This is a genomic window from Rufibacter tibetensis (assembly GCF_001310085.1).
GTDB lineage: Bacteria > Bacteroidota > Bacteroidia > Cytophagales > Hymenobacteraceae > Nibribacter > Nibribacter tibetensis.
Genome location: NZ_CP012643.1, coordinates 5,019,669 through 5,045,729, shown reverse-complemented (window position 1 = coordinate 5,045,729; position 26,061 = coordinate 5,019,669). Strand labels below are relative to the sequence as shown.

Sequence of the window (26,061 nt, the reverse complement as noted above, 5' to 3'; positions counted from 1 at the left end):
TAGAAACTTTTTTGATTCCAATCAGATATTCTGTTCCAGCTTTTTGTATGTTGGTTCCTTTGAGAAATGGATGTGAGGGGCACTTCCTAATTATATGACTTGCTTTATGATTACCCTAGGTAAAGCAAAGACTGAAATTTAAACAGCTTCTTAGGCTTGGAAAGCAGAGTTCCGCTTATGTTCTTTGGACACTTGGAGGTAAAGCCCCGCCTTTCTAAAGACCAGTCTTTAGAAAGGCGGGGCTTTACCTCCAAGTGTTTTGCTGGTTGGTTTCCTACTAGACGGCACTAGAGAGGAGTTCGGCGAAGACCTCTACGCCTAAATGTATCTGCCTGTAGAAAATAGGCCTGCCAGTAAAAGTAGCCTACCCCCTTAGCGATGACACCAACACTTTTCCTCCTACACCGCAAAATTCACAGGGTGTAATGGATGCTTTTCAAGAAAATGGGACAAGGTCCTAGCTTATATCTCCCCATGACTTTCGGGTACCCCATGTCTAGTTCGGCGCCTACGGCCCAACGGTTGCGAGGGGAAGGGTAAAATAGAAGGTGCATCCGCTACCCTCCAGGCTCTTCCACTCTTACTCTCCACAATCCTTTTCACGTGCAATCCCTGACCCGAGCTATCGATTTCACGCAGCTCATGGTTTTTGCTGAAGATGTCAAAGACTTTTTCCAGAAATTTCTCTTCTTTCTCACGTCTTTTCTGATTTCATTTAAACGATAGATAGTAATCAGCATATTTTTTGCACAAAAAAATAGCGCAAGTAATAAGCTACCAACTCAAAGGACTTATTACTTGCGCTAAAATTTGAACAGTTTGTATCAGTATCAGATCCAGGCCGTTCAATTAAACTTACTTTACCAGGTTCTTGAAAGCTGATCCAAAAATCAAATAGCTGGTATTTCCACCAATTGTTCCTTCATTTTGTCCCCAAAGAAATGGCCAGTCATCGTAGTTTTCAAAGTGGTCGGGCTTTCTGAATAAAATACCTGGGGCAACATTGCCCGGAATAAAGGAAAAATCAGCCCGGTTGTTGCCGTAAAAAACTGCTTTGGGACGGGTAGCACCCACCGTAGCCACCAATGAATAATTATGGTACGGATGGCAGCCAAACAGATAGTTCGCGGCCTTAAAAGCATGGCTGTCTTCTATGATCTCCGGAAAGTATTTGCTGGCGAAAGAAATGGTTGTACCAAAGTTCATCACGTCTCCGCTTCCTGCCCAGTTGGTAAGGCCAATAGGAACTCCGTAGGGATTATCTTTTTCAAGGCCCCCGATATATTCTTTGTACTTCACCACATACGGACGGAGCTTTTCTTTGTAAGAGGCGTCCAGGTGCGGAATAGCATCCAGTGCTGTTAAAAGGTTGCCACTCACGTTCCGTTCAAGGGCTGGCCATAGAAGTTGCTGGAATCTATCTACATATTGTTTTTCGCCGGTAGCAATGTAGAGTTGAAGGTTGGTGGACATATTGGCGGCATTGCCTCTGCCAGATGTATCCTGCGCCTGATTAGCGAGTAATGCTGTTGCCTCTTTCAATAGTCTTTTTGACTGTGTCAACGCGCGTGCCGAAAGATCATCGTTATAGCCTTTCAAGGCCCGGCTTGCTGCCGCAAACATGGTGGCTGCCCTGAGATCGAGTTCAGGCTCGCGGCTGGTAAATGCCCATAGATCATCCTTTACTCCACTGGATCGGCCGTCAGGAGCTACCTCGTAAGGACCAAGCTTTGGGTTATAAGGAAGACCGTCGGTTAGGGAGGCGGCGTCACCGAGGTGATGGTAATTATCCAGAACAGCGTTAGAGAGCGTTTGGGACATGTGGCCGATAATCTCGGCCTGCGCTACCAGGTTCAATATGCCGTGCTCAATAAACTGCAATACATCCGGTTTTCCATCTGGGCGGTGAAGATCTACATAACGCTGTTTCTGGTCAATGAACGTCTGATCACGCATGGGTTTGAAAGACTCCCATGTTCTCACAAAGTTCTGCACCACGCTAATGTTAGATCCGGTCTCGATGTCAAAATCTCCGGCATCGAAAAACCCGCCTACGTTTAGGCCAGGAATCAATTCCAAGGCTTTATACTTGGTATCGGTGGTTGGTCCCTGGGCGTGAAGGTCGAAGTGATCGGTGTTGGGCGGAGCCTGCCGATAACCCTCTTTGAAAGGTTCGCCATGCCACACCCTGTACGCCTCGTTCACGAACATGTGGTTCATATGTATTGGGATCCATATGTCGCTGGTGGCGTCGGTGATCTTATTATAGACGCTGTTGTCAATCAGGAAATTATTGGTCTTGATATCGCCGTACTGGATATAGTAGATACCCGGGGTCTTAACGGAAGAGAAATCGAATTTCACATAGTGGTATTTATAATAGTCTCCCCAAGACTTGATATTACCGGTGAATACTTTGGTGGCTTTGCCGTCATTACCTACTTTGTAGATGGATGATTTTGCCAGCGGTTTGTCTTTCTTATCAAGTTCAATAACTGCCACTTTGGGTTGCGAAGGGAGGTAACCTACTTGAGAGAAACCTATATTAGGCTCTCTTTCCCAACCTTTAATGGCATTTGGTTCAATGGTCCACGTCAACACCTTGCCCGTTTTTCCAGCCGGAAGTAAACTGCGAACCACAAACCAGCCGTTCTGCGCCAGCATACGGCCATCAAAAAGCATTAGATCTGCATTCTGTGAGGTAATTTTTACCAAACGTTCGGGTTCATCTGGTGCCATTAGTAAGGTGCGGCCAGTTTCAAGCGGAAGCGGATCAATGTATTTACCGGTCCCTCTGTCGTCGGCAGTTACATACCCTTTGTATTGCTTTGGCTTAAGGCTATTTGGTTTTGTAATGGTGTTGCCTACCACATAACGAGGGAATCTATTTGGGCGCCCATCCATTAAATAAGCCTTATTCCAATACTGGGAGGGAAGAAACTCCAGATTAAATCCGGCACTTCCTTCCATTGCTTTGGGAAGGGGTTTATCCAAGTAAACAGCTATTTCAACGCCTTTTCCCTTTGCTGTAACTACTACCCGTGAGTCGAAATTGTAATCTTTATACCGTAGGGTAGCCTCAATGGTCTTTGACGCACGGTCTACCTTACGGTTTAGTATTTCAGGAATAAGATCCCACTGCTCTGGTGTGTGGGACAATCTCACTGCGCCACCTTGTGCTGTTCTAACGCCATGGTGAATCAATTCTATACCGGCGTTCTTCTCATCGTTGAAACCCCCGGTAAAAAGATTACTGTACACCAGGACATTGACACCCTGCATCTCGAAATACTCCCGATCATTGAGTTTCAAATCCTGGCTGGCAGCATAGTTGAAGGCTGCCATTAGTAGCAGTACAACTGATAATAGTTTTCGTTTTTTCATGTTTATTGTAAAAATCCCTTATGAAACCGATTGCAATCCTATAAAGATATAACAAAAAGGTTAAATATGATATCAAAGGAATTAAAAAGAGCCGCCGCTACATTCTCGTCCGCAGATTATGAACTTTCTTTCATGACCTGATTTGACATTTACATCTGACAGTATTAATGAGAATTTAAGACATCTCTAGGCTAAAGAACGAAACCCGTATTAAAGCGCACCTTGGTTAAGTCCTTCAGAATTTCACGGCTCCTGTAAATTCCAACTCTTTTAGCGGATGAAGTTTGTATTTTATATTCTTGAAATTACTACTTAGGGGAGACTAACTCCACTGTCACCATACGCCTTGAAAAGGGTAGGCTTTCTCTCCGTCTGAATACAGAGGAAGAGATCCCTATGGTACCTACCTACATAGCTGGTATAGGGCTTGGCTATTTAGGTGTTCTTTGTTTTACCATGAGCAAACAAGACAATGCCAATGGCTCAGGGTAAATAATCATCTGGCTAAGAACACAGGATGCATGAAACAGAAGTGACATGGATAAGAGGGGATGGTAAAGGTTACTTTGGGGTAATAAAATCTACATTTTAGCCGGGGTCCAGTAAACCCGCCCGTTTTTAACTGTTTTTCTCAAACCAAGCGCGGGAAGTTTTTCCTGGAGGGTGCCCAAGTAGGTAAAATGGGGTAGGTCTGAGACAACCGTTTGGAACCAGCCGTGCCGGGCTAAAATAGTGCGCACCGCCGCCCGGCTGTGCTCGTTTATATCAAGGGCCAGCATGGAGATGTGCTGCGAAGCCCCGGGAGCCGAACCCGAGGACAGCACCGGCCTGGAGAAATCCTTGCTGAAGAATAGCCCTTGGGCTTCTAGCCGTAAAATCTCCTCCACCTGTTGTGCAGGCGCTAGGCCGCGGATCCTGGCCGCGTCGCGGGCACTCAGCTTTCCACGCCTCTGCCAGAAGGCTAGGCCCGGAATCACGCGGCGACTCCAAATTTTTTCTGTGTCCCGGTAGTTTCGCCGGGCTGCCCAGGTACCACGCGGAGTAATTCGCAGGTTCCTCTGGGTGGCTTCGCTGCGGGCCGCGAGCAATGCTTCCATCGCCTCCGTCTGCAACTCTACTGGAATGCCATTAATATTCTCTCGGCGGGTGTTTACCCGTACCTGCCAACTGGCGCAGCCAGCGGCATCAGTGAATATAATTGAGGGTGGGCAAACAACGCTGCCCTGAGCCACGAAAACCGCCCCATGGGCTTTTAGAATTCTGCGCGCCACCCAGTCGCCTGCCTCAGGCAAAGTAAACCCCCGGGGCAGATTCTTTTCAAACAACGAACCGCCTTGTGGAACTTGGGTGGTTATGCTGGTTGGCTCCGATGCGGGCACTAAGCAGGGGCTAGGAGGAGATGAAGTTGCCGCTGATTTTTCCCGTAAGCCGGAAAAATTAATTGATAGCAAACCACCGCCTAATATGATTAGGTAAATGGGTAGGAGCGACTTATTCCTAATGATTCTGTACGGGGATAGCATTACAAAAAAGATACAGTTCGTTTACCTGAATAAACATACGGAGTCCAGTTCTATATACACGTAAGCCCGTCTAGTTTTTGTTTCTTTCCCTTATCCTCGTGTTTGCATGTTTTACTTTTGTGGCAGCAGGAGCGATTTGCCTTTAAAGGCTATCTCTCACATTACTTCCTATAGGCAAGCTTGGTGCGGCAAAAGATAGCCTGCGTCTTTCTGTTTCCTTGCTGGTGTCTCAGTAAATAAGGTTGACCAGGTAAAGTTAGATGTTCCACATTCCTTTACCTTTGCAGGCCTTACATTGTACCTTACAAGTGAAGAGTAAAAACAGGCGCCTAGTACCAGCCTCGGCATTAATAGCGGATTTTTGCCTCTCCAATGAAGCATTGTTTACGTTTGTAACACCTAGAAATCCGTTCAAACCTTACTGGGCGACTTCTACCTCATCAGCACAGACAGCATATGAATTTTAGATTAAGAAAGAAAAACAGTTTAAGCTTTTTAGCGATTACAATACTCCTTTCTTTAGGCGGAACAGGTTGCTATGTTAATAACCAAATTGGCAAAATGGATTCTGCTAAAGAGCGCAAAGGAGACTATGCCAAACACTCCTACTATTCACCAGAAAAAGACGAATTCATAAGCCCCAAGGAAATCGTTTATTATGCTGATCAAGTAACTGGCGGAAAGTCTGGGTTTTGGAGGTTCTTTAAAACTTCTCCCAATGCTCCTGAATATGAGTTACCCAAACAAGTACTCACAAGAAAGGATTTCCCGGAAGTGCCTTCTTCTTATGCTGCTTATTGGTTAGGGCATTCTACGGCTATCATTGAACTTGACGGTTACCGGGTTTTGATGGATCCGGTGTTTGAGAATGCAGGCCCTCTACCTATGATTGCCCAAAGAATGAGCGTATCTCCCTTGCAGAGGGAAGAGCTCCCAGAGGTTGACATTGTCATCATTACCCATGACCACTATGACCATCTTGAAGCTGAGACTATTAAGTTTTTAGCGGATAAGAATATAAAGTTCATCGCTCCGCTAGCCGTAGGAGCCAGGTTACAGGGCTGGGGTGTGCCAAAGGATAAGATTACCGAATTGGGGTGGAATCAAACCGTTACCCATGGATCTTTGAAAATCACCGCTTGCCCTACCGTACATTATTCGGGAAGAAGTTATAATGACAGAAACAAGACGTTGTGGGCTTCCTACGTCATCAAGGGAGAAAAGAAGAACCTGTACTGGAGTGGCGACACAGGCTATGGTGAGCATTTCAAAGAAATAGGCCGGAAGTATGGTCCATTTGACCTTGCTTTTATTGAGATAGATGCGTGGAGCAAAGGATGGCCGAACACCCACCTTTTCCCGGAGCAGGTCATCAAAGCCTGCCAGGATATAGACGCCAAGCTGCTATTCCCCATTCATTACTCAACTTTTGATTTAGCGTTACACCCATGGGATGAATCTATCAATATGGTAGCTGAATTGGCCTCACAAAACAACATAGAACTTGTGACACCCATCATGGGGAAGAAAGTCATACCGGGTATAACCCCCACAGCAAAATGGTGGATAACACGGTAGTATCACAACCGTAGGTGTAAGCACCTTTTTGAAGGTCTAAATTAAGCATGAACTGACCCTTTTCCAGAGTCACCCACTATTTTAGTCCTTTAATAACCACCATGCTTTTTTGGTTCTGCTGACCCACTTTCACAATATTGCGTTCAAATTCTTTAGGCGTATTGATGGTTTTATAGAAAGCATCTAGGTAACTGAGCGTTTGTTTCAGGTAGGTTTTATCAAGGAGCGGACAACTCGTATACACCTTATATAGTTCTTTTTTGTGTGTATTGAAGGTTTTGATTACCTCTGTGTAAATCTCGTCTTCAAACTGGTAGCCCCGGAATAATCTTTGGCGCACTGAAGTGATTCCTAGTTCGGCTGGTGGTTTAGCGTAGGGAGCCGATACCAGACCTGCATAATCAAAATCGTAGGCCACCGGTATACCTGGGTCAAGTGCCTGTTGCGAAACAATCCTGATATTATGCCGGTACGGCACAGACCAATCTGTATTTCCAATCATATATTGAAAAAAACACACCAAAGCCATCGCTTGGGGGTTGGTCTGGTCCATGCGAAGTAGTCGCTCCTTATGCACGATATTTCCACTGTTTCGTTTGGCCATAGCTTCATCATCCTCAATCAGGAAAGCATATTTCGTTTCTACTACTTTCTTGGTAGAGGTATCTTCGTAGGTGACTCGGCAAAGCCGGGCCTGGTAACTATGATTGGTTAAAATATTATAGAGCTTATAAATCAAGTATTCCCGTATTACATACAAATCAGAGCGGCAGTGGGTAACCAGTTTAAGTTTATCTACCCCCCTGAAAACTGTGTTCCGGGTACCTCTGGCGGAAAAATTGAGCAGAATAGGTGGGAAGTCGCATACTGCCGGGTTGCGTCGGTTATTGCCCCGCACTTTTACTTTTAAATCCATGGCAACGCCTGTCCCTGCACTATCCAGCACCGAAACAATAGCCGGATGATACGCTCGGTCTTCATCCCGATCTTTTTTCAATTCCCTGAAATTGGCAGTCAGCTTAAATTCAAGAATTGCCTCGTCTGAAAATAGGACTACTTTCTTGTCCCGCTTCTTAGCCGCGGCAGTAGAATCTTTACTTTCAGTAAAACTCAGGAGGTTAGTTGTTTGGGCGCCAACGTGGTAGGAGGGGAACAGCCCAAAAATTAAAGCCCCATAGAAGATAGCGAACTGGTGTTTGATCCTGTTAAACTCAAGCGCAATAGGCATAACCAAGGGCTTATTTTATACCAAAAAAGTAGGAGGGTATAAGAGAAAACCAGGTTTATCGGGTAGATAGCTCAGGTTACCGGCAGGGTAGAGGGAATGATATCAAAAGGTATAAATTAATTTAAGCATTTTGGGTGCTAATTCAAATTAGTAGTAAAGTTTTGATGGAATAATAATAAGCTTAAAAACACCATTAAGTTTGGTGATCAATTGGCGTGGAATAAGGACTTTACTTATTTTACTTATCTATAATAATTCTCTTATAATCTTTCCCTGGCTGGTCGGGATCCGGAATTTAAGTAATTGGGCAACGGTGGTTGCTATATCAGTTAAGTTATAGGTCGTTTCGATTATTAGGCCTTTTTGGAAATCTGGCCCCAAAGCCAGTAAACTAATGTGCCGGCAGCCCTCGCAATCATCTCCATGAGATACATATCCATCCAGAATGCCGTCTAAATGGCGGCCATGGTCGTTGGTAATCAGCAGGGCCGTTTTATCCTTGTAGTTTTTATTAATTTGTATAAAATCCCACAAAAGCTTAGCGTAATGGTCTGAAGTTGAAATGCCTCTTAGGTAAGCCTCCCAATTAGCCGCGTGCCCGGCACCATCTGGTTGCAACAAATTTATTAGCACCAGATTAGGTTTATGTTTTGTTAAGATCTGTTTCGCTACCCGAATGGTGGTGGAATCAGCTCGATAGCCGTTGCCAACGCCATCGGTACCACAGTTACTTTCCGGTTGATATGTATCTTTCCACTCAGGGTTAGTAGTATTAGCTAACACCGAAAGCTTGTCTTTGCTGGCTATGATCCAGGCCTTTGTAGCAGCTTTGCCTGATTTCTTTAGCCAGGCTTGGAAAATGGAAGGATTAAGGGGCAGTTCCAATCCGTCGTTGTCTATGGGTTGGCGCACGCCTGTGGTAATAGCAGTATGCCCGGAAGTGGTGTAGGTGTACCCATCGTTGTAAAAATGAGAGAAAAAGGTACCCTGTGGCCTTAACGTTTTGGCCATATTGGGTATATACTGGAGGGAGGGATCACCCCAGGTTTCAGTATACCGGGGGCCGTCAATTACTAATATAACTACATTCTTTGTGCGCTTCTTTTTCGGTTTCTCAGGTGCGGCGTTGCAAACAGAAATAAAGCTTAAAACCAAAAGTAAAACCGCAGCATATCTAACCGGGTGATAAGACCGTAGGATGCTGTTTTTGATTTTACCCCAAGAATTTTCTAGCCTCATTTTAGTACCGCTTGAAACTATCTATTCTGAAGATAAGATAAAAAATAACCAAAGCATAGACAAATAGCAGATATTCAGAGACATCCTTACCAAAGGTTGAGTTTAGCAGGGTCATGGAATTAGAAATGATTTAGGAAAATATGGATATACTTTCAGTATGCTCGCCACTTAAGGAAGAGATGACCAAATTATAATTCCTACTGGAAGGAAGGAAAAGATGATGTCCATGACTGAAAACTAGAGAAATAATAAGTCCAAAGGATTTTAGATAATCACGAAAAACTAAAGAAGTCTTACCAAGGTTTAAGGCTGTTTTCCCGAAAAAGAATTAAAAACAAGAAACAAAGAAGTGAGTAAACAATAACATATGATACGAACACAAGCCCTCCACCTTTTAAGTGCCCTTCTGCTGGCCGGCACCTGGAGTTGCAATCTTAGCAAAGACTCCGTTTCCAAACCTGTCCAAGGGTCCGTGAGCCGTCAGGTGACCGAGCAGCACCGGCCGCAATTTCACTTTACGCCACCGTCCAAGTGGATGAATGATCCTAACGGAATGGTGTATCATAACGGGGAGTACCATTTGTTTTACCAGCATCATCCTGAAGGTACCACCTGGGGACCCATGCATTGGGGGCATGCAGTCAGTAAGGACATGGTGTATTGGGAACACCTGCCCATCGCCCTTTATCCAGATGAGTTCGGTACCATTTTCTCTGGGAGCGCAGTAGTAGATATAAACAATTCCTCAGGCCTGGGTACCAAAGAGAACCCACCTATGGTGGCCATCTTTACCTACCACAATGCCGAAATGGAAAAAGCCGGACGAAATGATTACCAGACGCAGGGGATTGCCTATAGTGTAGATAACGGCAGGACCTGGAAGAAGTACCCTAAAAACCCGGTCCTGAAGAATCCAGGAATACGGGATTTTAGAGATCCCAAGGTTTCCTGGAACGAGAAAGGCGGGCAGTGGATCATGGCTTTAGCGGTTCTGGATCATATTGAGTTCTATGGCTCCAAAAATCTTTTGGAGTGGACTAAGTTGAGCGAGTTTGGGCAAACTGCCGGTGCTCATGGCGGGGTTTGGGAATGCCCAGATTTATTTCCGCTTAAAGTGAATGGGCAAGAGAAATGGGTGCTGTTGGTGAGTATCAACCCAGGCGGTCCCAACAAAGGTTCTGCCACCCAATACTTCATTGGAGACTTTGACGGAAAAACGTTCAAGAACGACAATTCACCTCAAACTACCTTGTGGGTTGACCATGGCACTGATAACTATGCCGGCGTCACCTGGGCCAATGTTCCTGAATCAGACGGACGCCGCCTGTTACTGGGTTGGATGAGCAATTGGTTGTACGCAAATGAAGTGCCCACCACCTCCTAGCGCAGTGCCATGACCGTTCCCCGCGAACTCAAGCTGCAACAAACCAGGGAGGGAGTAAGAATGACGAATGTTCCGGTCAAAGAGCTGCAGAAGCTTCGGACTAGCTCAACTTCCATCAAAGGCCAGGAAGTGACCAGTTTACTTGATCTGAGCAGCCGCTACAAACTTACCTCCCCACTCCAGGAACTGGACCTGAACCTGGATGTCTCCCAAGCGCAGGAGGTGATCCTTAGATTTTCCAACACCAAGGGAGAGCATGTGGATGTTGGCTACTCCGTGGCTGGTGAAGTGCTTTACATTGACCGCACCAAGTCCGGGAAAATGGACTTCAAGGAAACTTTCTCTGGCAAACATACATCACCCCTATCCTTAGAGAACGGTAAACTGAGGCTGCATCTCCTGTTAGACGTAGCGTCCGTTGAAGTTTTCGCCAATGACGGAAGAACCGTTATGACGGATATCTTCTTCCCAACAGAAGAATTTACGAAAGTAGAGTTGGTGTCAACGGGTACTACAAAATTACAGGACAGTAAGGCGTATACTTTAAAGTCTATCTGGGATAATCCCACCTAGAGACAAGCCTTAAATAATTCTTCTTGACTTAGCCCTTGGTACACCATAAGTAGCAGGGGCTTTTTGTTAAGTCAATGGAGAAGAGTATATGAGCTGCTTAACTAACCTATATGCGGGTGCATTTCTTGATTTGAAAGCTAATTCACTTAAATAAAAGAAATTTAAAAGACATGTTGCGTCTTTTGCGGGGTCACCGCGTCTTCGGGTTGAATGTAACTTAAACTAACATCAACTTATGAAAAAGATGCTACTGCTTCCGTTTCTGCTTCTATCCTTTTTTTCCTTTGCTCAACATCTTCAGGAATCTGTATCGGGTCACTACAAAGCCCTGCAACAAGTAAACGCCGCTCCTAACCCGGAAAGAGCCTTACTGGATACGGTGCAGTATCCGGCCGCCGAGTATGGTAGTTCCGTTACGTATCTTCTGGTGCCACCCCATTATCTTACCCGTGTGCAGTTGCACAAAATAAGTCATAGCGTAAAGGCACCGGCCAATAGTTCTGACCAGACACGCCAGGAACTAGACTACCTTCTTCAATTACAAAAAAAGCGCACCCCTGAACAAGAGCAGCGGGTAACATTTCTGGGGAACATAGGTTATTGGCCCCAAATGAACTTCTTTCCAGGTCTTCCCAGCTATCAGGAGAACCTACGTCATCTATTCTTTGAAGGAACAGAAGTGCTGGGGCCTTGGGCAACTGCCGAAAACCTTCCGCAAATAGCCCGACTGCTGCAAGGGGTGATGCTAGACATGCGCGTTATGGAATTCACTGTGAAATACCAGCAGTTGCGGCCTCGCCCGTACCACTTAGAGCCTGCGTTGAAACCCATGGCCAGAATGTCTTCCCCAGCTTTTGCCAGTGGCCATACCCTGTGGGCGTTTCTCCAAGCCTACACCTGGAGCGAGATCATTCCGGAGAAAAGAGAAGCTTTTCTGGCTTTGGCCGAAGAGATCAGAAAATCTCGCGAAATCATGGGCATCCACTATCCCAGCGACAATGAGGCTGCCCGCCTTCTTGCCCACCAGATGCTTACCGCTTATTTCCAGAATGAGGCCTTCAAAGCAGACCTATGAGCTGCCAAAGCTGAATGGAAAACTAAATCTGGTAGTTACCTGAAACAATCTGCCAGCCTTTAAGAAATCTTTAGTCGCATGAGTAACCACTTAAAGAGACTTCCGCCTATCTTCTGTAGATGATATCTTTTACTGCGTTCACAAAACAAGTAACAAGAGGTGACAGCCTATGGGTTTCACCTCTTGTTTTTAATAATAAACCTAATTTGCAGGGTTGGGGTCTCCTCATCAAATCAAATTAAACGAGATAAAGGATTTGGTAAATTATTTAGCCATGGTTTAGGATTCAACCTTATCACTTCCATCCTAAAATGAATATGATGATAGTTCTATTAATCTCTAAAACAGGGAAGTAGGGTATCTCAGAACACCAACTCCTACTTAATACTTTTCCAAATAAGAACTTGATATGCTACAACCGTAAATTGGGAGCAGAATTTCCAGTATATGGTCATAATACTTACTTCCAGACAACTAAGAAATCCTCCTGTTTTGGTCATAACAAAATTTGGGGATCATCTTGAACTAGTGCCCTAATAAATTAACTTTGAAGCTTTAGAATAGCAATACCTGTTTTTCTACTTACTTAAGTCATAGATCATAATTAAAGTGACATGCAGTAAGTGAGATGTGCTTTAGAGCAAAGCAGGATATGGCTTTTTTGAAATTAAGCTATACTTATTACAACAGTAACGGTTCCCCTCTTAATTTGCCAAAGAATTGGTTGTGAATCAGTTCTTTGACCTTGATTAAAGTATTATTGAAATTAAATCATCAGGTTTATTCCCCCAATAACTTGAGTTACTTTTGAGAGAAGTACAATAGCCAAAGTAACTTAACTAAACATAAAGCCTTTAAAGCTTGTATCACCTAAAAATAAAAGGGAAACTTGTACCTAAAATAGGCGCTATCACTACCATATGAGGAGTAAAGTTCTACTTGCAATTCTGCTTTTGCCCTTTCTTTTTTCTTGTGTCAATTCCCGAAAGGCTACGTACTTCAATGATTTAGGAGATAACGCTAGCTTTGCAACCATTGAAATTCCTGAGCCCATCATTCAACAAAATGATCTTTTGAGCATTACGGTAAGTAGCCTGAACCCTGAGGCTTCCAGAATTTTCAATCTGCCAAACCAATCTGAAGTTCGTAGTTCAACCCCCACTGGTGATGTCATGGAACCTGCGGGGTATTTGGTAGACAAAGACGGGATGATCAGGTTTTTGATGCTAGGTGCTGTGAAAGCAGAAGGGTTAACCAAAAGCCAACTGCAGAATAACCTTAGAAATGCTTTGCTTTCCCGTAAACTTTTAGTTGACCCTGTAGTTGAAGTCAGATTCCTGAACTTCAGGGTGACTGTTCTGGGAGAAGTAACCCGGCCCACGGTTATTACCGTACCGGGAGAAAAAATAAGTTTACTGGAAGCGCTTGGTTTGGCTGGTGATGTAACTATTTATGGAAAACGCGATAATGTACTGGTGATACGCGAGGAAGCCGGCAAAAGAATCACCACCCGGGTGAACCTGAACTCAAATGAAATCTTCACATCACCTTATTACTATTTAAGGTCGAATGACATAGTTTACATTGAGCCAAACAAAGCAAGAGTGGCTGGGGCTACCCGTTTAAATCAATTATTACCGGCCTTGATAAGCGCACTCTCAGTGGTGGTAATTGTGGTAGATAGACTTGCGCAGTAGAAAGGGAATATGAAACCAAGAAGAAAGGTAGCAGATAACTCCGGAGATAGTATTTTAAGTATCCTGTCGTTCCGGTATTTGCCTTACTGGCCCTTGTTTGTGTTACTGGGGCTTACATTTCTGTCCCTTGCAGTTGTCTTCACCAAATACATCACGCCCACTTATGTAATTTCCGCTACTCTTGTATTAAAAGATAAAGTAAGAGGGGTAGAAGAGTCAGAAACCCTGCAGTCACTTAATCTTTATGCCGGGGGAAAGATTGTAGAAAACGAAGTTCTTGTATTGCAGTCCCGAACGCTTATGCGGGATGTAGTGACCAACCTACACCTGTATGCGCCTGTTTTTGAAAAAGGACGCATTAAACCGGCTTCCGCTTACCTAACCTCTCCGGTAAGGGTAGAAGTACAGAATCTAAATAAGGTAAAAGAACAGCCTGAAATTAGTTTTGAGTATAACGAAGCCTCCAATACAGTTCATGTGGAGGGGAGAAGGCACCCACTAGGTCAATGGATTACGTTCCCATACGGTACCCTCAGGTTTGTGAAAAACCCCGAACAAAAAAGGTCTACTGACCGCAGTTTGTATTTTTCTTTGGTTGATCCCCGCAAAACAACGGTGGGGTTGCTAAACAACCTGGAGGTGGGCGCTACTAGCAAGTTATCTTCGGTGGTAAACATCAAGTACACAGATGAGGTACCTGAAAGGGGCGAGGACATTGTAAATGCATTGATAGATGCCTATACCCGCGCTTCCATTCAGAATAATAACCAGTTGGCTACCAATACCCTATCCTTTGTCACCGAAAGAGTGAACCTGCTGGAACAGGAATTGGACTCCATTAACCGCAGGATACAGAACTTCAGGTCGGCAGAAGGAGTGGTAGACTTAAGTGAGCAGGGGCGTTTGTATTTGCAGAATGTTTCAGAAAACGACCGTAAAGCGTCTGACCTGGACATGCAGTTGGCGGCTTTAAGCCAGGTGGAACAACATGTTCGCTCAGGTGAAAACCGGACGGGCATTATTCCTACCACCTTGGGGATCAATGACCCGGTGTTAACCGATTTACTGCAGACTCTGAATGAACTTGAACTGCAATACGCCAATCTGCGCAGGACTACTGGGGAAAATAACCCCATTGCCCAGGCGATCCAGGGCGAAATTCAGAAAATAAGGCCTAATGTCTTAAGCATTGTGCGTAACCAACGTCAGCGCTTGCAGGCCAGCAGAAACAACTTGAACGCAACTAGTGGCAAGTTCAATTCCCTCATCAGAAACATTCCCCGAAAAGAAAGAGAGCTTTTGGAAATAAGCCGCCAGCAGGCCATCAAGAATGATGTATATGCTTTTCTGCTTCAACGGAAAGAGGAGGCCGAACTGAGTTCCGCGTCTACCATTGCAGACAGTAGGGTGGTGGATCGGGCTGAGGCAAGTGTTACTCCGGTGGCTTCAAAAAGGCTGTTTATATTGATTGGGGCCTTAATTGCCTCCCTTGCGCTAGGAATACTCTACATATTGATCAAGGAGGGGCTCACCAGTAAAATCTTGTTCAGGTCTGCTTTAGAACGAGGGACCAGCATACCGGTGGTGGCAGAGATTGTTCATGTGAAAGGAAGAAAAATTCCTAACCTGCCCCTTGTACCTATGCCGGTGTTTACTGCTCAGTTCAAGCAAATGCAGGCAGCAATGGGGTTATTTTCAACCGGTGAGATAAAGCAAAAGATTTTGGTAACCTCCAGCATTGAGAAGGAGGGGAAGACGTTTGTTGCAAACCAACTTGCCATGAGCCTTGCATCGGCTGGGCAGACCGTTTTGGTGATTGATTTTGATCTTTTAACCCCAGATACTTCTGCCTTGCATGACTTGTTAGATCAGCAGGGGTTTACTGATTATATTAAGGGTACTGCCACCTTAGAGCAGGTGATTTACAGAACTGGGTACCCAAATTTGAGTGTGTTGCCAACGGGTAGCATGCCTGAAGACTCCGCTGAGTTTCTGTTACACCCTGATGTGCAGGATCTTTTTGCCTCTTTAGAGCCGCGGTATGATTTTATTATATTAGACACCTCCCCCACAGAGCAAACCACAGATGCTTACCTTATTTCTAAATACTGTGATATCTCCTTATTAGTCATACGGCAAGGAAAAACTCCTGAGACGCAACTGCAAAAACTGGAAAGAGATCCTGCCCTGGAGGCGCTTCCTAATTTATCTATCGTCTTCAATGATGTGAAACCACGTGGATTCCTGAGTAGGTATTATGGATACGGGTATGGGTACGGGTATGAGAATATTCCTGCAAAGAAGAAAGCTTTTGTAAGAAGCTAATAACGAAAGGCTTGTTTCAGAAGGCAGATTTGATTCTGATTTCAGCCTTTTTTATTGAGAACAGGCTAAAAACGTGTTACAGGACTGCTGTTGAGGAACTCTGCTTAAGGTATTAGCTGCAACACAAGGTCAGAAAAGTAGGTATTGCCATTAAGAAGCACAGAATATTAAAATTTTATTAAATTTCTTTTCTGTTGAAGTCTATGGAGGTTGTCATTGTAGGTCCTAGTATCACCCGGACAAAAGGCGGAATGGCTACGGTGATCAACGACATGTTGCAAAACCGAAATCCTGAGGTTCGGTTTACCCATATTGTATCACATGTGGAAGGAAGCGCTTCTGAAAAGATCTCCCGAAATCTTGATGCGATCCTTGAATTTCTGAAAACCAGTAAGATGGATCTGGTGCACATTCACGTGGCATCTGGCGCCAGTTTCTACCGGAAAAGCCTCTTTGTGCTGCTCAGTAAATTACGTGGCAAACCAGTGGTCATGCACGTGCACGGGGCAGATTTTGATTCCTTTTACAACTCCTCTTCGTCTATTGCCCAGTGGTATATCCGGATGATCTTCTCTTTTTGTAGCAGCATTCTGGTGCTGTCTGGGTTTTGGAGGCATTTCTTTGAAAAGAACATCTCAAACAAGAATGTAGAGGTTTTACATAATGGCGTGTATACCCAGTTTTTTGCTTCCTGCTATACCATGCCCGCAAACCTTTCTAAGTTCTTGTTTCTAGGGCGGCTAGGTCAACGAAAAGGTGTTTATGACCTACTGGAAGCAGCAGACATCCTGGTCAACAGGCACCACCACCATGACCTCGTTTTTTACCTTGCCGGTGATGGGGAAATAGAGCAGGTGCACAGAATTGTGCAGGAAAAAGGCTTGCAAAACAATGTACAGGTACTGGGTTGGATAGGGGAGAAAGAAAAAATGGAATGGCTTAAAAGAGCCGATACCATGATCCTTCCCTCATACAACGAAGGGTTGCCTATGTCTATTCTGGAGGCCATGGCTGCTGGTAAGATCATCATCAGCGGACGGGTAGGAGGTATTCCTGATCTGGTTACCGAAGGTGTGAATGGTTTTCTGATAACGCCCGGCGATGTGGAGAGTCTCTGCCAGCACATTGCTTTTGTAAAGTCCAACCCCCAGGAGATGATTAGGATGGCCGAAAATAACCAACGTAAAATTGATGCAGAATACAATCTGGCCAGGTTAAACGAGCAGCTGTTTTCTTTATATCGCAGGCTGGTGCGGTCTTGAGGTAAACTGCTTCTATGGGCTGGGAGAAGTTTCTTAAAACCTTTATGCCTTCACTCAATTACTAATTGAAGACCATATTTATACTTTGCATACACATTAATCTGGTGAATGGACGCAGTTAAAAACCAAAGTAAATTATTTAAGAACTTCTTTTCTTTGAGCTTGCTGCAGGTAGCCAACAACGTGTTGCCTATTATTTCCATTCCTATCATTGTGCGCATCATTGGTCCAGACAAGTTTGGGGTTATCAATTTTGCCTCGGTTGTAGTTTCTTATTTTGTGCTGCTGACCAACTACGGGTTTGATTTAACGGCTACCAGAGCAGTAGCCCTGGACAAGGACAACCTGGAAGCCCGAAGCGTGATTTTCAATAATGTTCTGTTTGCTAAAATCCTGTTGTTCCTCGTTTCTACCGCTTTATTTTGGGCGCTGCTCAGTTTTATGCCTCAGCTAGCCAGTGAGAAGAAGGTAGCCATTTACTCATTCATCATAGTTTTTTCCTTTGTGCTCACGCCCAACTGGCTGTACCAGGGCATGCAGGAACTGCACAACATTGCTATCTTCAACTTTGTCACCAAGCTGCTATTTACCATTCTGGTGCTCTTTGTGGTGCGCGAAAGGGAAGACTATGTTTGGCAACCTTTCTTCATTGGAGTAGCGCATATTTTAGTAGGCATAGGGGCTTTTTGGTGGGCGGTAAAGCGGTATAAAATCAAGTTGTATGCCGTGCCCCTTAAGAAAGTGCTGCGCCATTTATGGAACGAAAAGGTCATCTTCTTCTCCTTTGTTTCCATCAATGTGTACACCTACGCCAGCACCCTGGTCTTGGGGTTAGTACAAAGCAGTGAGGCTGTAGCCTTCTTTTCGGCCAGTTGGCGGCTGGTGATCATTATGCACACCATTGTGACCATTCCATTGGGCATGTCCCTCTTCCCCTATATTGGAGAAAGCTTTGGCATTAGCCGAGAGAAAGGCATCGAGCGCATTAAAATGACGGCTCCTTTTATTGTGTACCTCACGGCGTTGATGGGAGCAGGCGTATGGCTTCTGGCCCCTTATATTGTGACCATTTTCTATGGAGAGGAATTTAGGCCATCTATTACCGTGCTGCGGATTCTGTGCTTTATACCAATGGTGATGGGGCTTAGTAACTTGATGGGTGTGCAGGCCATGGTGAACCTCAAAATGGACAAACCCTACACCCTCATCATAGCGGCGGGTGGGGTAATTGGGTTAGGGTTAAACTTTTGGCTGGCCCAAAGCTACAGCTACATAGGAGCGGCCTGGGCTTGGTTGCTGACTGAAACCTCCATTGCTTTGCTAATGTGGGTGTACCTGTACCGAAGCAAAACCCAGGTGTTAGGGATACGGTATTTTTACTTTTCATCGGTGTACGGGTATGTACAGCCCTTAATTCTGAACTTTAAGGAAAAGCGATCAAAGAAATAACCTGCGGCGAAACTTTATAAAAAAGACTGATTGGAAAGATCAAACACCATAGCGCTACTGCCATTCCTGCTGGTTCTGTTCCTGTTTTTGGGCCAGAATGTGCTGGATGTTTTGCACTACCCGCAGTCTGATCCTACCAGTGGTCCTATCTTCCGGTTGCACCCTGCTACGTATTTACTTTTTGGGCTTTGGGGAGTGGAATTCATCAAGAAGAACTCCATCTATAACATTGACAGCTTCACTGAGCGTGCCTTCGGAATTGTGGTGTTGTTGGTATTTATTTACTCCATCACTTTAGGCAAATCAAAAGCCAACTTCTTTATTCTGGATACGCTTTTCGCTCCGGTTCTCTTGATCCATTACCTACAGGATAAGCCTGATGAGTTCAAGGAGAAGTTACTTTACTGGCTGAAAGTATTCTTTATCATAAACTGCTCGCTGGCCATTGTGGAAAGGGGCTTAAGTACCATTATTTTAAGACCCTCCGTAGAAGCGGTTTTTGAATCATTCCGGTCGTACGCACTCCTGGGGCACCCGCTCAACAATTCACTGGTAGTGGGTTTCCTGACGCTGTTTTTCGTCATTATTTCAGAAACTACCCTTAAAAAGTTCTTCTTCCTGGGGCTGGGGATCATGGCCATTTTTGCGTTTGGGGGACGAACCGCCCTGGCCGGGGTGCTGATGGCTTTTCCGTTCCTGCTGTATTTTGATTTGAAAAACTACGGCAGTGAAGAAGCAGCTGGTAAGTTCTTCAACTACCTGGTGCTCTTTCTTGTGATGATTGCCCTTTGTGTGTTCGTATTGGTGAGCACTCCTTTTGGCGAGCGTATTTTCGCCAGTTCAAAGTTTGATGATGACAGTGCCGATGTACGAACCCGCGTATTTGACATGTTCCGGCATTTCACACCCAGTGACCTCATGTGGGGCATTGGGGAAGATAAGATTCTAGCCGCCATGTACCTGGAGAAGGTAGATATCATTGAGAACTTCTGGATTATCTGGGTTTTCAAATATGGCTATGTTCTCACCGGTTGCTTAGGGGTAGCCTTGTTCTTTTTCCTCTTAAGCCTGTTCCACCACCTGGATACTCCGGTTAAGCTCATACTCCTGTTTGTGATCTTCTTGATTGCTTCCGGGAACAACTCTATGGCCACTAATACCACGGCCATTTCTATCATCACACTAGCCTCTATAGTAGGCTTTCACGCGTATTCATATCAGACTGAAGAAGAGCCGCTCTATGAAGAAGATATCCATCGTTATTCCGGTGTATAACCGCAAAGCTGATTTGCCTCGCTGCCTAGAAAGCATTGATACGGCATATGAAAACTATGAGGTAATTGCCGTAGACGATGGCTCTACTGATGGGTCTTATGAGTTGCTGCAAACCATGCAGATCAAGAACCTGCAGGTGTTGAAGAACCCGGGGAACAGAGGCGTGAATTATACCCGTAACCGCGGCATAGAAAGAGCAACCGGTGACTACATTCTGTTTCTGGATAGTGATGATAAACTCTTTCCGCAGGGGTTTGACAAGGTGGTGACTTACGTTAATGAAAATCCGCATATTCAACACTTCCTGTTTTACGTCTCTTCTAACCAAACCAAGGTAGCTTCTGCGCCTTATACTACCAGTTACAAAGAGTGGCTTACGGAGCATGTATATGGTGATTTTACGCACGTTATCAAGCGGGAAGTGTTATTGCAGTTTCCTTTTTTTGAGCAGTTCAGGGCCTATGAGAACCTGAATTGGCTGAGGATCATCAAACATACAGAACCGCAGATGGTAGTGCCCGAAACTATTACCTGGATAGACCTTGAAAGAACGGATAACCTCACCAAAACTCTTCGGTTAAAATCAACAGAGGCTATTGCCGGCAAGTTTACGTACCTCAGTTTCTACTTTAACCTGTACGGAAAAGACTTGTACCAATTTGATCCAGAAGGGTATATGAAAAAGTTTCAGCACGCGGTGCTGTTGGGTATTGCCGCCTACAAGAAAAAGGAAACGCAGGCTATGATAGATGCCTCGCCGGTACCAAACAAAGGGCTTTACAAAACCTTTGTTTCTGTAACCCCTTCTGTGATCCTGAACAAAGCAATCACATCCAAGAAATAAAAAGGAGGTTTATGAAGATTGTACATTGCTTTTATACTTTTGAAATGGGAGGTGCCCAGGTGCTGGCCGTTGATCTAATCAATGGGATGTGCGGGGCGCATGAAATGCATTTGGTGGTGGTGAACAACATTCACAGCAGCGCCCTGCTACGAAAGTTAAATAAAAGGGTAGTAGTACATCTAATAAACAGAAAGGAAGGTAGCCGGAATCCCTGGCCATTGGTGAAGTTCAACCTATTGCTTAGGCAAATAAGCCCCGATGTCATTCATCTTCATGAACCTAACATTGGAAAGATCATCAAAGCAGGAGTGGGTAAAAAGATCTATACCATTCATGATGTAGGCATCCCCACGACAGATTACCACCATTATGATGCTTTGGTGGCCATTTCAGACGCGGTGCACAAAGATGTGGCTCACCGTATAAACAGGCCCATCATAACCGTGTACAACGGCATTGATGCCTCTGCTTTCAGAAAAAGGTCTGGGTACAAACTTGAGGGTGAGAAAATAAAGTTGGTGCAGCTCAGCAGGTTGATGCACGAAAAGAAAGGGCAGGATGTGCTGCTGCAGGCCTTAGAAATTATCAAAGACCAGTACGGCTTTTCTAATTTTACTCTAGATCTGGTGGGAATAGGACCTTCTTTGGACTACCTTGAGGAACTAACCTCCAAGTTAGGCTTAACGGAAGAGGTGGTCTTTTCCGGCGAACGAGACAGGGATTGGCTTTACCTCCATTTAGCCAATTACCATCTATTAGTACAGCCTTCTCGGTACGAGGGATTCGGGTTAACTATTCTGGAAGGCTTTGCCGCCGGGTTGCCGGTGCTGGCCTCAGACATTGAAGGTCCCGCAGAAATCATATCACGTACCTCAAGGGGTTTCTTATTTAGAAACGGAGACATTCAGGATTGCGCCAAAAAGCTAATTCAGTTGTTATCAGACTACGAAACAGGCAAAATAGAGCAGTTGATGAACGCCACCGTACCCGTGACCGAGCAGGAATACTCTGTTGCGCATTGCATAGAAGGATATTTGAATCTATACAAAAATTTAATATCAAATAAGATTACTTAAATGAGCTTTAGACAGTACATAACCCAGGATTTTACAGCTAATAAAGACAACACCAAAGGCAAAGTTCTTACACTTCTTTTCAGAGTAGCAGGGTACGTTTCACAAAGGAAAAAAACAAAACTCCTGTTTTTCCCTTACCTGATCTTATACCGCGTTTTTGTGGAATGGATGATGGGATTTGAGCTACCCTGGACCACAAGAGTAGGGCCAGGGTTAAGAGTTTACCATGGTCAGTCAACAGTTATAAATAAAGCAACTGTCATAGGAAGAAACTGCACTATACGGCATTCAACCACTATTGGCAACAGCAAAGCCGAAGGTGCATCGCCGGTCATTGGAAATAATGTGGAGATTGGTTCTAATGTCTGCATCATTGGAAACATCAACATTGGAGATAATGTGGTGATAGGAGCCGGATCTATCGTAGTAAAATCATTGCCCTCCAACTCAGTAGTGGTGGGTAATCCGGCAAAGGTTTTGAGAATCGTAGAGGCTTTAATAGAGGAAGAAGTTTTTAGCTAGTTTTCTAAAGATAACCCTAAAACGAGGAGCATTGGAAAAGGTAAGAATAGGCAAGGCGTATGTTGACAACGTAACCCAGCAGGAAGCCATCATGGCCATTGATTCCATGATTGTCAATAACCAGAAAACCTACGTGGTCACTCCCAACCTGGACCACATTGTAAAACTGGAACAAGACCCAGACTTTGTGCGCTGTTATGACCAGGCGGGCCTGGTGCTTGCAGACGGTAACCCGCTGGTGTGGGCGTCTAAAGTTTTAGGTACTCCCCTCAAGGCTTTGGTAACCGGTTCTGACCTATTCCCATCCCTATGCCGTCATGCTGCAAACCGGGGATTTCGGTTATTCTTTTTAGGTGGGCTGGAAGGAGTGGCGCAGAAAGCAGCCGATGAATTGAAAAAGAAATTTCCGGGTCTAAATGTGGTGGGCGTTTATAGTCCGCCATTTGGGTTTGACAAAAACCAGCAGGAGAACCGTAAGATTGTAGAAATGATCAATGCGGTGAAGCCTCATATTCTTTTTGTGGGGGTAGGAGCGCCTAAACAGGAAAAGTGGATGTACAACAACATCGCGCAATTGGATATAAATGTTGCTTTGGGCATTGGCGCTTCATTTGATTTTGAGGCGGGTTCTATCAAAAGAGCCCCAAAAGTTTTCAGGCAAGTAGGCATGGAATGGTTCTGGCGTTTTGCCAATGAGCCTAAGCGATTGTTTAGACGCTATTTTGTAGAAAGCACCCCTTTTATTCCCATAATTTACAATCAATTAAAAGAAACCAAGAGAGAAGTAAAGTGACCCAAGCAACAAAGGGTTGAGCATCGATAAAATATTTAATGTTAACTAATATTTATTTTATTATAATTAATATTTTAATTATTATAGATTAGATTTTTGCTCACCCTTAAAATAAGCATACCATGGTACACTTCTACACCCTTTCGCCTAAATTTATTTTAAGCACCCTCCTTCTCGCAGGTACTAGTTTTTTTTCCTGCGAAGATAATCTTCCCGTAAAGTCAAAAGAAGACACCAGCTTTTATTCTACAAATTTCAAGAATGCCAGACCGTCATCAGGTCAGTCTACTTTTGCCCCGGTTGACAGATCAGCTACTCTAGAAACGGTAGCCCTGTACAACAATCTGAAAAGCATAAGCAAAACCAATTCTTTACTAGGTCACCAAGACGATACCAAAACGGGGTATATGTGGGCTAATGAATTTGATCCTGCAAATCCTAATGCTCCCTACATCATAGATTCAGATGTCAAGAAAGTAACCGGTGCGCATCCGGTGGTGTATGGCTGGGACTTCATGAGAATAGTTGATTTCTATACTGGTGACAGAAAAGCCTGGGAAACAAAAATCACCAGAGATTTAACCATTGAAGCCTACAACAGAGGAGGCATCAATACCTATAGCTGGCATTATCATAACCCTGTCGCCAAAGAAGGCATCTGGTGGCGTGACGCTCAGGTAGAGGCGGTGAAACATATCTTACCAAGGGGCAGTCACCATGAAGTATATAAGAACTCTTTGAGAGAACTTGCTGATTATGCCAAGTCTTTGGTTGGAGCTGATGGTAAATTGATCCCCATTATTTTCAGACCCTTTCATGAAATGAACGGAGTTTGGTTTTGGTGGGGAAAAGGGCATTGCACTGTGCAGGAGTACAAACAATTGTACCAATTTACGGTAAAATACCTGCGTGATAATTTAGGAGTGCATAACTTTCTATACGCCTGGTCCCCAGACAGAGCCTTCACCACGGAGGCACAATACCTGGAGTATTACCCCGGAGACGCCTATGTAGACATTGTGGGTATGGACAATTATTACGATCTATCACCTAACAATGACCCTAACGTAGTCAGTAGGAAATTGAAAATCATCTCTGATTATGCCATTAGAAATAACAAAGTAGCGGCTTTTACAGAGACGGGCCTGGATAAAATTCCTCAAGCAGATTGGTTTACAAATATGTTATTGCCTGCTCTCAGAAACCAACCCGTAGAAATTGCCTATTTTATGCTATGGTCAAACACTACAGATATGTATTGGACTCCTTACCAGGGGCATCCGGCTGAGACCGATTTTCTTAATTTTAAAGGAAACCCGTACATTGTTTTTGCGGATGAAGTACAAGAGATAAGGTAAAACCTTATATTTTTAACCCGGTTATCTGCCTTCCCTCGCAACCTTAATTTCTCTGGGTTTAATTGAAATAGAATGAACAATTCATTTAAAAGGTTTTTACAACTTTTATTTCTTGTATTAGATATTGTCGTTCTAAATGTCGTTTATCTGATAGCGCAGAAGATATTTGAAGAAGATCCCGAGTCTCATTTCTACATGAGGTATTCTCAGTATTGGCTGATCATGAACGGGATTTGGCTTCTTTTAGCTTGGTTTGGGAAAGTATATGCAACAGATAGCATTAGCTATTTTGAGAGGTTTCTAAGGGCAACCTTCCGGGTGTACTTTGTCTGGGCCGGAATCAACATCCTCTACCTTTACTTACCCAGGGTAATTCAACTATCAAAGCCACTTGTTTTTACCACTGTCATTGTATTCCTTTTTGGTCTAATCATTAACCGCTTTATTTATTTCTCTATAAGGGAATGGGTAAAAAAAACGGTGCACTTAAAAAGGAAAATTTTAATTCTGGGTAACAACCAAGTGGCTAAGAAGCTTACGAATTACCTTGAAAAACAGGGGGCAGGGGTAAATATCATTGGGTTTGTGGATGATAAAGGAGGGACGGCTGTTTCGCCGGGCTACCCTGTTTTTAAAGGTATCCAGGATGCCTTACATATCTCTAAGGAATTAAGGGTGAATGAAATCTATTCTACCATCATGCCTGAAAACAACCACCAGGTATATAACCTGATGCAGCAGGCAGATAAAGATCTGGTCAGGTTCAGGATTGTACCAGACTTCTCTTATTTCATCAACCGGCCCATTTACATAGATTACCTGAATGACCTGCCCATTCTTACCGTAAGAAAGGAGCCCTTAGAAGAAGAAGTAAACCGGTTTACCAAAAGGGCTTTTGATATTGTTGTGAGCGCCCTGGTCATTGTTTTTATTCTTTCCTGGCTATACCCGCTCATTGGATTACTGATCAAACTAGAATCTAAAGGACCTATCATTTTTAGCCAGCTCAGAAGCGGAAAGAACAATCGACCGTTTAACTGCTATAAGTTCAGGAGCATGGGCGAAAACAATGACCCCGCCAAGCAAGCCACCAAGAACGACAAACGGGTAACCAAAATTGGACGCATACTGAGAAAGACCAGCCTTGATGAGTTCCCTCAATTCATCAATGTGCTGAAGGGAGAAATGAGCATTGTGGGTCCCAGACCGCACATGCTGAAACACACCGAAGACTTCTCCAGCCAGGCTGATGATTACATGATCAGGCAATTTTTAAAGCCTGGAATAACCGGCTGGGCCCAGGTAAACGGATACCGAGGCGAAATAACAGAACTGTACCACATCAAAAAAAGAGTTGAATTTGACCTATGGTACCTGGAGAACTGGAGCTTATGGCTTGACATCCGTATAATGTTTTTGACAGTGTACAATGCTGTGAAAGGCGAGGAAAATGCATATTGATTTTTAATTTTCAAT

General features: G+C 44.3%; 19 protein-coding genes. 15 read left to right on the top strand and 4 right to left on the bottom strand.

Annotated elements, in window-relative coordinates; genetic code table 11:
• Positions 1-855 precede the first annotated feature (855 nt).
• On the bottom strand, positions 856-3,384 hold the full coding sequence (locus DC20_RS20845; protein WP_062545622.1) for a cellulase N-terminal Ig-like domain-containing protein: 2,529 nt from the start codon (positions 3,382-3,384) through the stop codon (positions 856-858).
• Between the two features lie 581 nt (positions 3,385-3,965).
• Positions 3,966-4,763, bottom strand: a complete 798-nt coding sequence (locus DC20_RS20840) for a hypothetical protein (RefSeq protein ID WP_157593316.1) — start codon at positions 4,761-4,763, stop codon at positions 3,966-3,968.
• 705 nt (positions 4,764-5,468) lie between these two features.
• Here DC20_RS20840 and DC20_RS20835 point away from each other — a divergent pair.
• Entirely contained in the window at positions 5,469-6,485 is a 1,017-nt protein-coding gene (locus DC20_RS20835; protein WP_245652264.1) for an MBL fold metallo-hydrolase, read from the top strand.
• A 76-nt stretch (positions 6,486-6,561) separates the two neighbouring features.
• Here DC20_RS20835 and DC20_RS20830 read toward each other — a convergent pair whose 3' ends face one another.
• The gene (locus DC20_RS20830) at positions 6,562-7,713 is read right to left on the bottom strand and encodes a hypothetical protein (protein ID WP_157593314.1); all 1,152 of its coding nucleotides are present in this window, start codon (positions 7,711-7,713) and stop codon (positions 6,562-6,564) included.
• A gap of 246 nt (positions 7,714-7,959) precedes the next feature.
• A complete protein-coding gene (locus DC20_RS20825; protein WP_062545619.1) occupies positions 7,960-8,724 on the bottom strand; it encodes an alkaline phosphatase family protein in 765 nt (254 codons plus the stop codon).
• A 595-nt stretch (positions 8,725-9,319) separates the two neighbouring features.
• Here DC20_RS20825 and DC20_RS23490 point away from each other — a divergent pair.
• The 14 genes from DC20_RS23490 to DC20_RS20760 all read left to right on the top strand — a co-directional run bounded on the left by DC20_RS23490 (position 9,320) and on the right by DC20_RS20760 (position 26,046).
• On the top strand, positions 9,320-10,336 hold the full coding sequence (locus DC20_RS23490) for a glycoside hydrolase family 32 protein (RefSeq protein ID WP_245652263.1): 1,017 nt from the start codon (positions 9,320-9,322) through the stop codon (positions 10,334-10,336).
• Between the two features lie 9 nt (positions 10,337-10,345).
• Entirely contained in the window at positions 10,346-10,909 is a 564-nt protein-coding gene (locus tag DC20_RS23485; RefSeq protein ID WP_245652262.1) for a GH32 C-terminal domain-containing protein, read from the top strand.
• A 235-nt stretch (positions 10,910-11,144) separates the two neighbouring features.
• On the top strand, positions 11,145-11,984 hold the full coding sequence (locus DC20_RS20815; protein ID WP_062545618.1) for a phosphatase PAP2 family protein: 840 nt from the start codon (positions 11,145-11,147) through the stop codon (positions 11,982-11,984).
• Positions 11,985-12,937: 953 nt separating this feature from the next.
• Positions 12,938-13,681 (top strand): polysaccharide biosynthesis/export family protein, encoded by a 744-nt coding sequence (locus tag DC20_RS20810; RefSeq protein ID WP_245652261.1) that lies wholly within the window; start codon positions 12,938-12,940, stop codon positions 13,679-13,681.
• A gap of 9 nt (positions 13,682-13,690) precedes the next feature.
• Complete coding sequence (locus tag DC20_RS20805; protein ID WP_062545616.1) at positions 13,691-16,006, top strand: GumC family protein; 2,316 nt, start codon at positions 13,691-13,693, stop codon at positions 16,004-16,006.
• 203 nt (positions 16,007-16,209) lie between these two features.
• Positions 16,210-17,268 carry a glycosyltransferase family 4 protein gene (locus DC20_RS20800; RefSeq protein ID WP_062545615.1) on the top strand — a complete coding sequence of 353 codons (1,059 nt, stop codon included), beginning with the start codon at positions 16,210-16,212 and terminating at the stop codon, positions 17,266-17,268.
• 108 nt (positions 17,269-17,376) lie between these two features.
• Positions 17,377-18,717: a flippase gene (locus tag DC20_RS20795; protein WP_062545614.1), complete on the top strand. Its 1,341-nt coding sequence runs from the start codon at positions 17,377-17,379 to the stop codon at positions 18,715-18,717.
• 30 nt (positions 18,718-18,747) lie between these two features.
• Positions 18,748-19,992 carry a VpsF family polysaccharide biosynthesis protein gene (locus tag DC20_RS20790; protein WP_062545613.1) on the top strand — a complete coding sequence of 415 codons (1,245 nt, stop codon included), beginning with the start codon at positions 18,748-18,750 and terminating at the stop codon, positions 19,990-19,992.
• Positions 19,958-20,836: a glycosyltransferase family 2 protein gene (locus DC20_RS20785; RefSeq protein WP_062545612.1), complete on the top strand. Its 879-nt coding sequence runs from the start codon at positions 19,958-19,960 to the stop codon at positions 20,834-20,836. Before DC20_RS20790 ends, DC20_RS20785 begins: the two co-directional genes overlap by 35 nt.
• 11 nt (positions 20,837-20,847) lie before the next feature.
• The gene (locus DC20_RS20780) at positions 20,848-21,912 is read left to right on the top strand and encodes a glycosyltransferase family 4 protein (protein WP_083470399.1); all 1,065 of its coding nucleotides are present in this window, start codon (positions 20,848-20,850) and stop codon (positions 21,910-21,912) included.
• Positions 21,913-22,434, top strand: a complete 522-nt coding sequence (locus DC20_RS20775) for a serine acetyltransferase (protein ID WP_062545610.1) — start codon at positions 21,913-21,915, stop codon at positions 22,432-22,434.
• 31 nt (positions 22,435-22,465) lie between these two features.
• Positions 22,466-23,227, top strand: a complete 762-nt coding sequence (locus tag DC20_RS20770; RefSeq protein ID WP_218918720.1) for a WecB/TagA/CpsF family glycosyltransferase — start codon at positions 22,466-22,468, stop codon at positions 23,225-23,227.
• A 122-nt stretch (positions 23,228-23,349) separates the two neighbouring features.
• Complete coding sequence (locus DC20_RS20765; protein WP_062545609.1) at positions 23,350-24,585, top strand: glycoside hydrolase family 26 protein; 1,236 nt, start codon at positions 23,350-23,352, stop codon at positions 24,583-24,585.
• Positions 24,586-24,657: 72 nt separating this feature from the next.
• Positions 24,658-26,046 carry an undecaprenyl-phosphate glucose phosphotransferase gene (locus tag DC20_RS20760; RefSeq protein WP_062545608.1) on the top strand — a complete coding sequence of 463 codons (1,389 nt, stop codon included), beginning with the start codon at positions 24,658-24,660 and terminating at the stop codon, positions 26,044-26,046.
• Positions 26,047-26,061 lie beyond the last annotated feature (15 nt).

Bases quoted from the DNA above. Each gene is read 5' to 3' on its own strand.
- DC20_RS20835 (WP_245652264.1), top strand. From the start codon at position 5,469: ATGGATTCTGCTAAAGAGCGCAAAGGAGACTATGCCAAACACTCCTAC.
- DC20_RS20830 (WP_157593314.1), bottom strand. From the start codon at position 7,713: ATGCCTATTGCGCTTGAGTTTAACAGGATCAAACACCAGTTCGCTATC.
- DC20_RS20795 (WP_062545614.1), top strand. From the start codon at position 17,377: ATGGACGCAGTTAAAAACCAAAGTAAATTATTTAAGAACTTCTTTTCT.
- DC20_RS20805 (WP_062545616.1), top strand. From the start codon at position 13,691: ATGAAACCAAGAAGAAAGGTAGCAGATAACTCCGGAGATAGTATTTTA.
- DC20_RS20815 (WP_062545618.1), top strand. From the start codon at position 11,145: ATGAAAAAGATGCTACTGCTTCCGTTTCTGCTTCTATCCTTTTTTTCC.
- DC20_RS20780 (WP_083470399.1), top strand. From the start codon at position 20,848: ATGAAGATTGTACATTGCTTTTATACTTTTGAAATGGGAGGTGCCCAG.
- DC20_RS20775 (WP_062545610.1), top strand. From the start codon at position 21,913: ATGAGCTTTAGACAGTACATAACCCAGGATTTTACAGCTAATAAAGAC.
- DC20_RS20765 (WP_062545609.1), top strand. From the start codon at position 23,350: ATGGTACACTTCTACACCCTTTCGCCTAAATTTATTTTAAGCACCCTC.
- DC20_RS23485 (WP_245652262.1), top strand. From the start codon at position 10,346: ATGACCGTTCCCCGCGAACTCAAGCTGCAACAAACCAGGGAGGGAGTA.
- DC20_RS20825 (WP_062545619.1), bottom strand. From the start codon at position 8,724: ATGGCCAAAACGTTAAGGCCACAGGGTACCTTTTTCTCTCATTTTTAC.
- DC20_RS20785 (WP_062545612.1), top strand. From the start codon at position 19,958: ATGAAGAAGATATCCATCGTTATTCCGGTGTATAACCGCAAAGCTGAT.
- DC20_RS23490 (WP_245652263.1), top strand. From the start codon at position 9,320: ATGATACGAACACAAGCCCTCCACCTTTTAAGTGCCCTTCTGCTGGCC.
- DC20_RS20800 (WP_062545615.1), top strand. From the start codon at position 16,210: ATGGAGGTTGTCATTGTAGGTCCTAGTATCACCCGGACAAAAGGCGGA.
- DC20_RS20760 (WP_062545608.1), top strand. From the start codon at position 24,658: ATGAACAATTCATTTAAAAGGTTTTTACAACTTTTATTTCTTGTATTA.
- DC20_RS20845 (WP_062545622.1), bottom strand. From the start codon at position 3,384: ATGAAAAAACGAAAACTATTATCAGTTGTACTGCTACTAATGGCAGCC.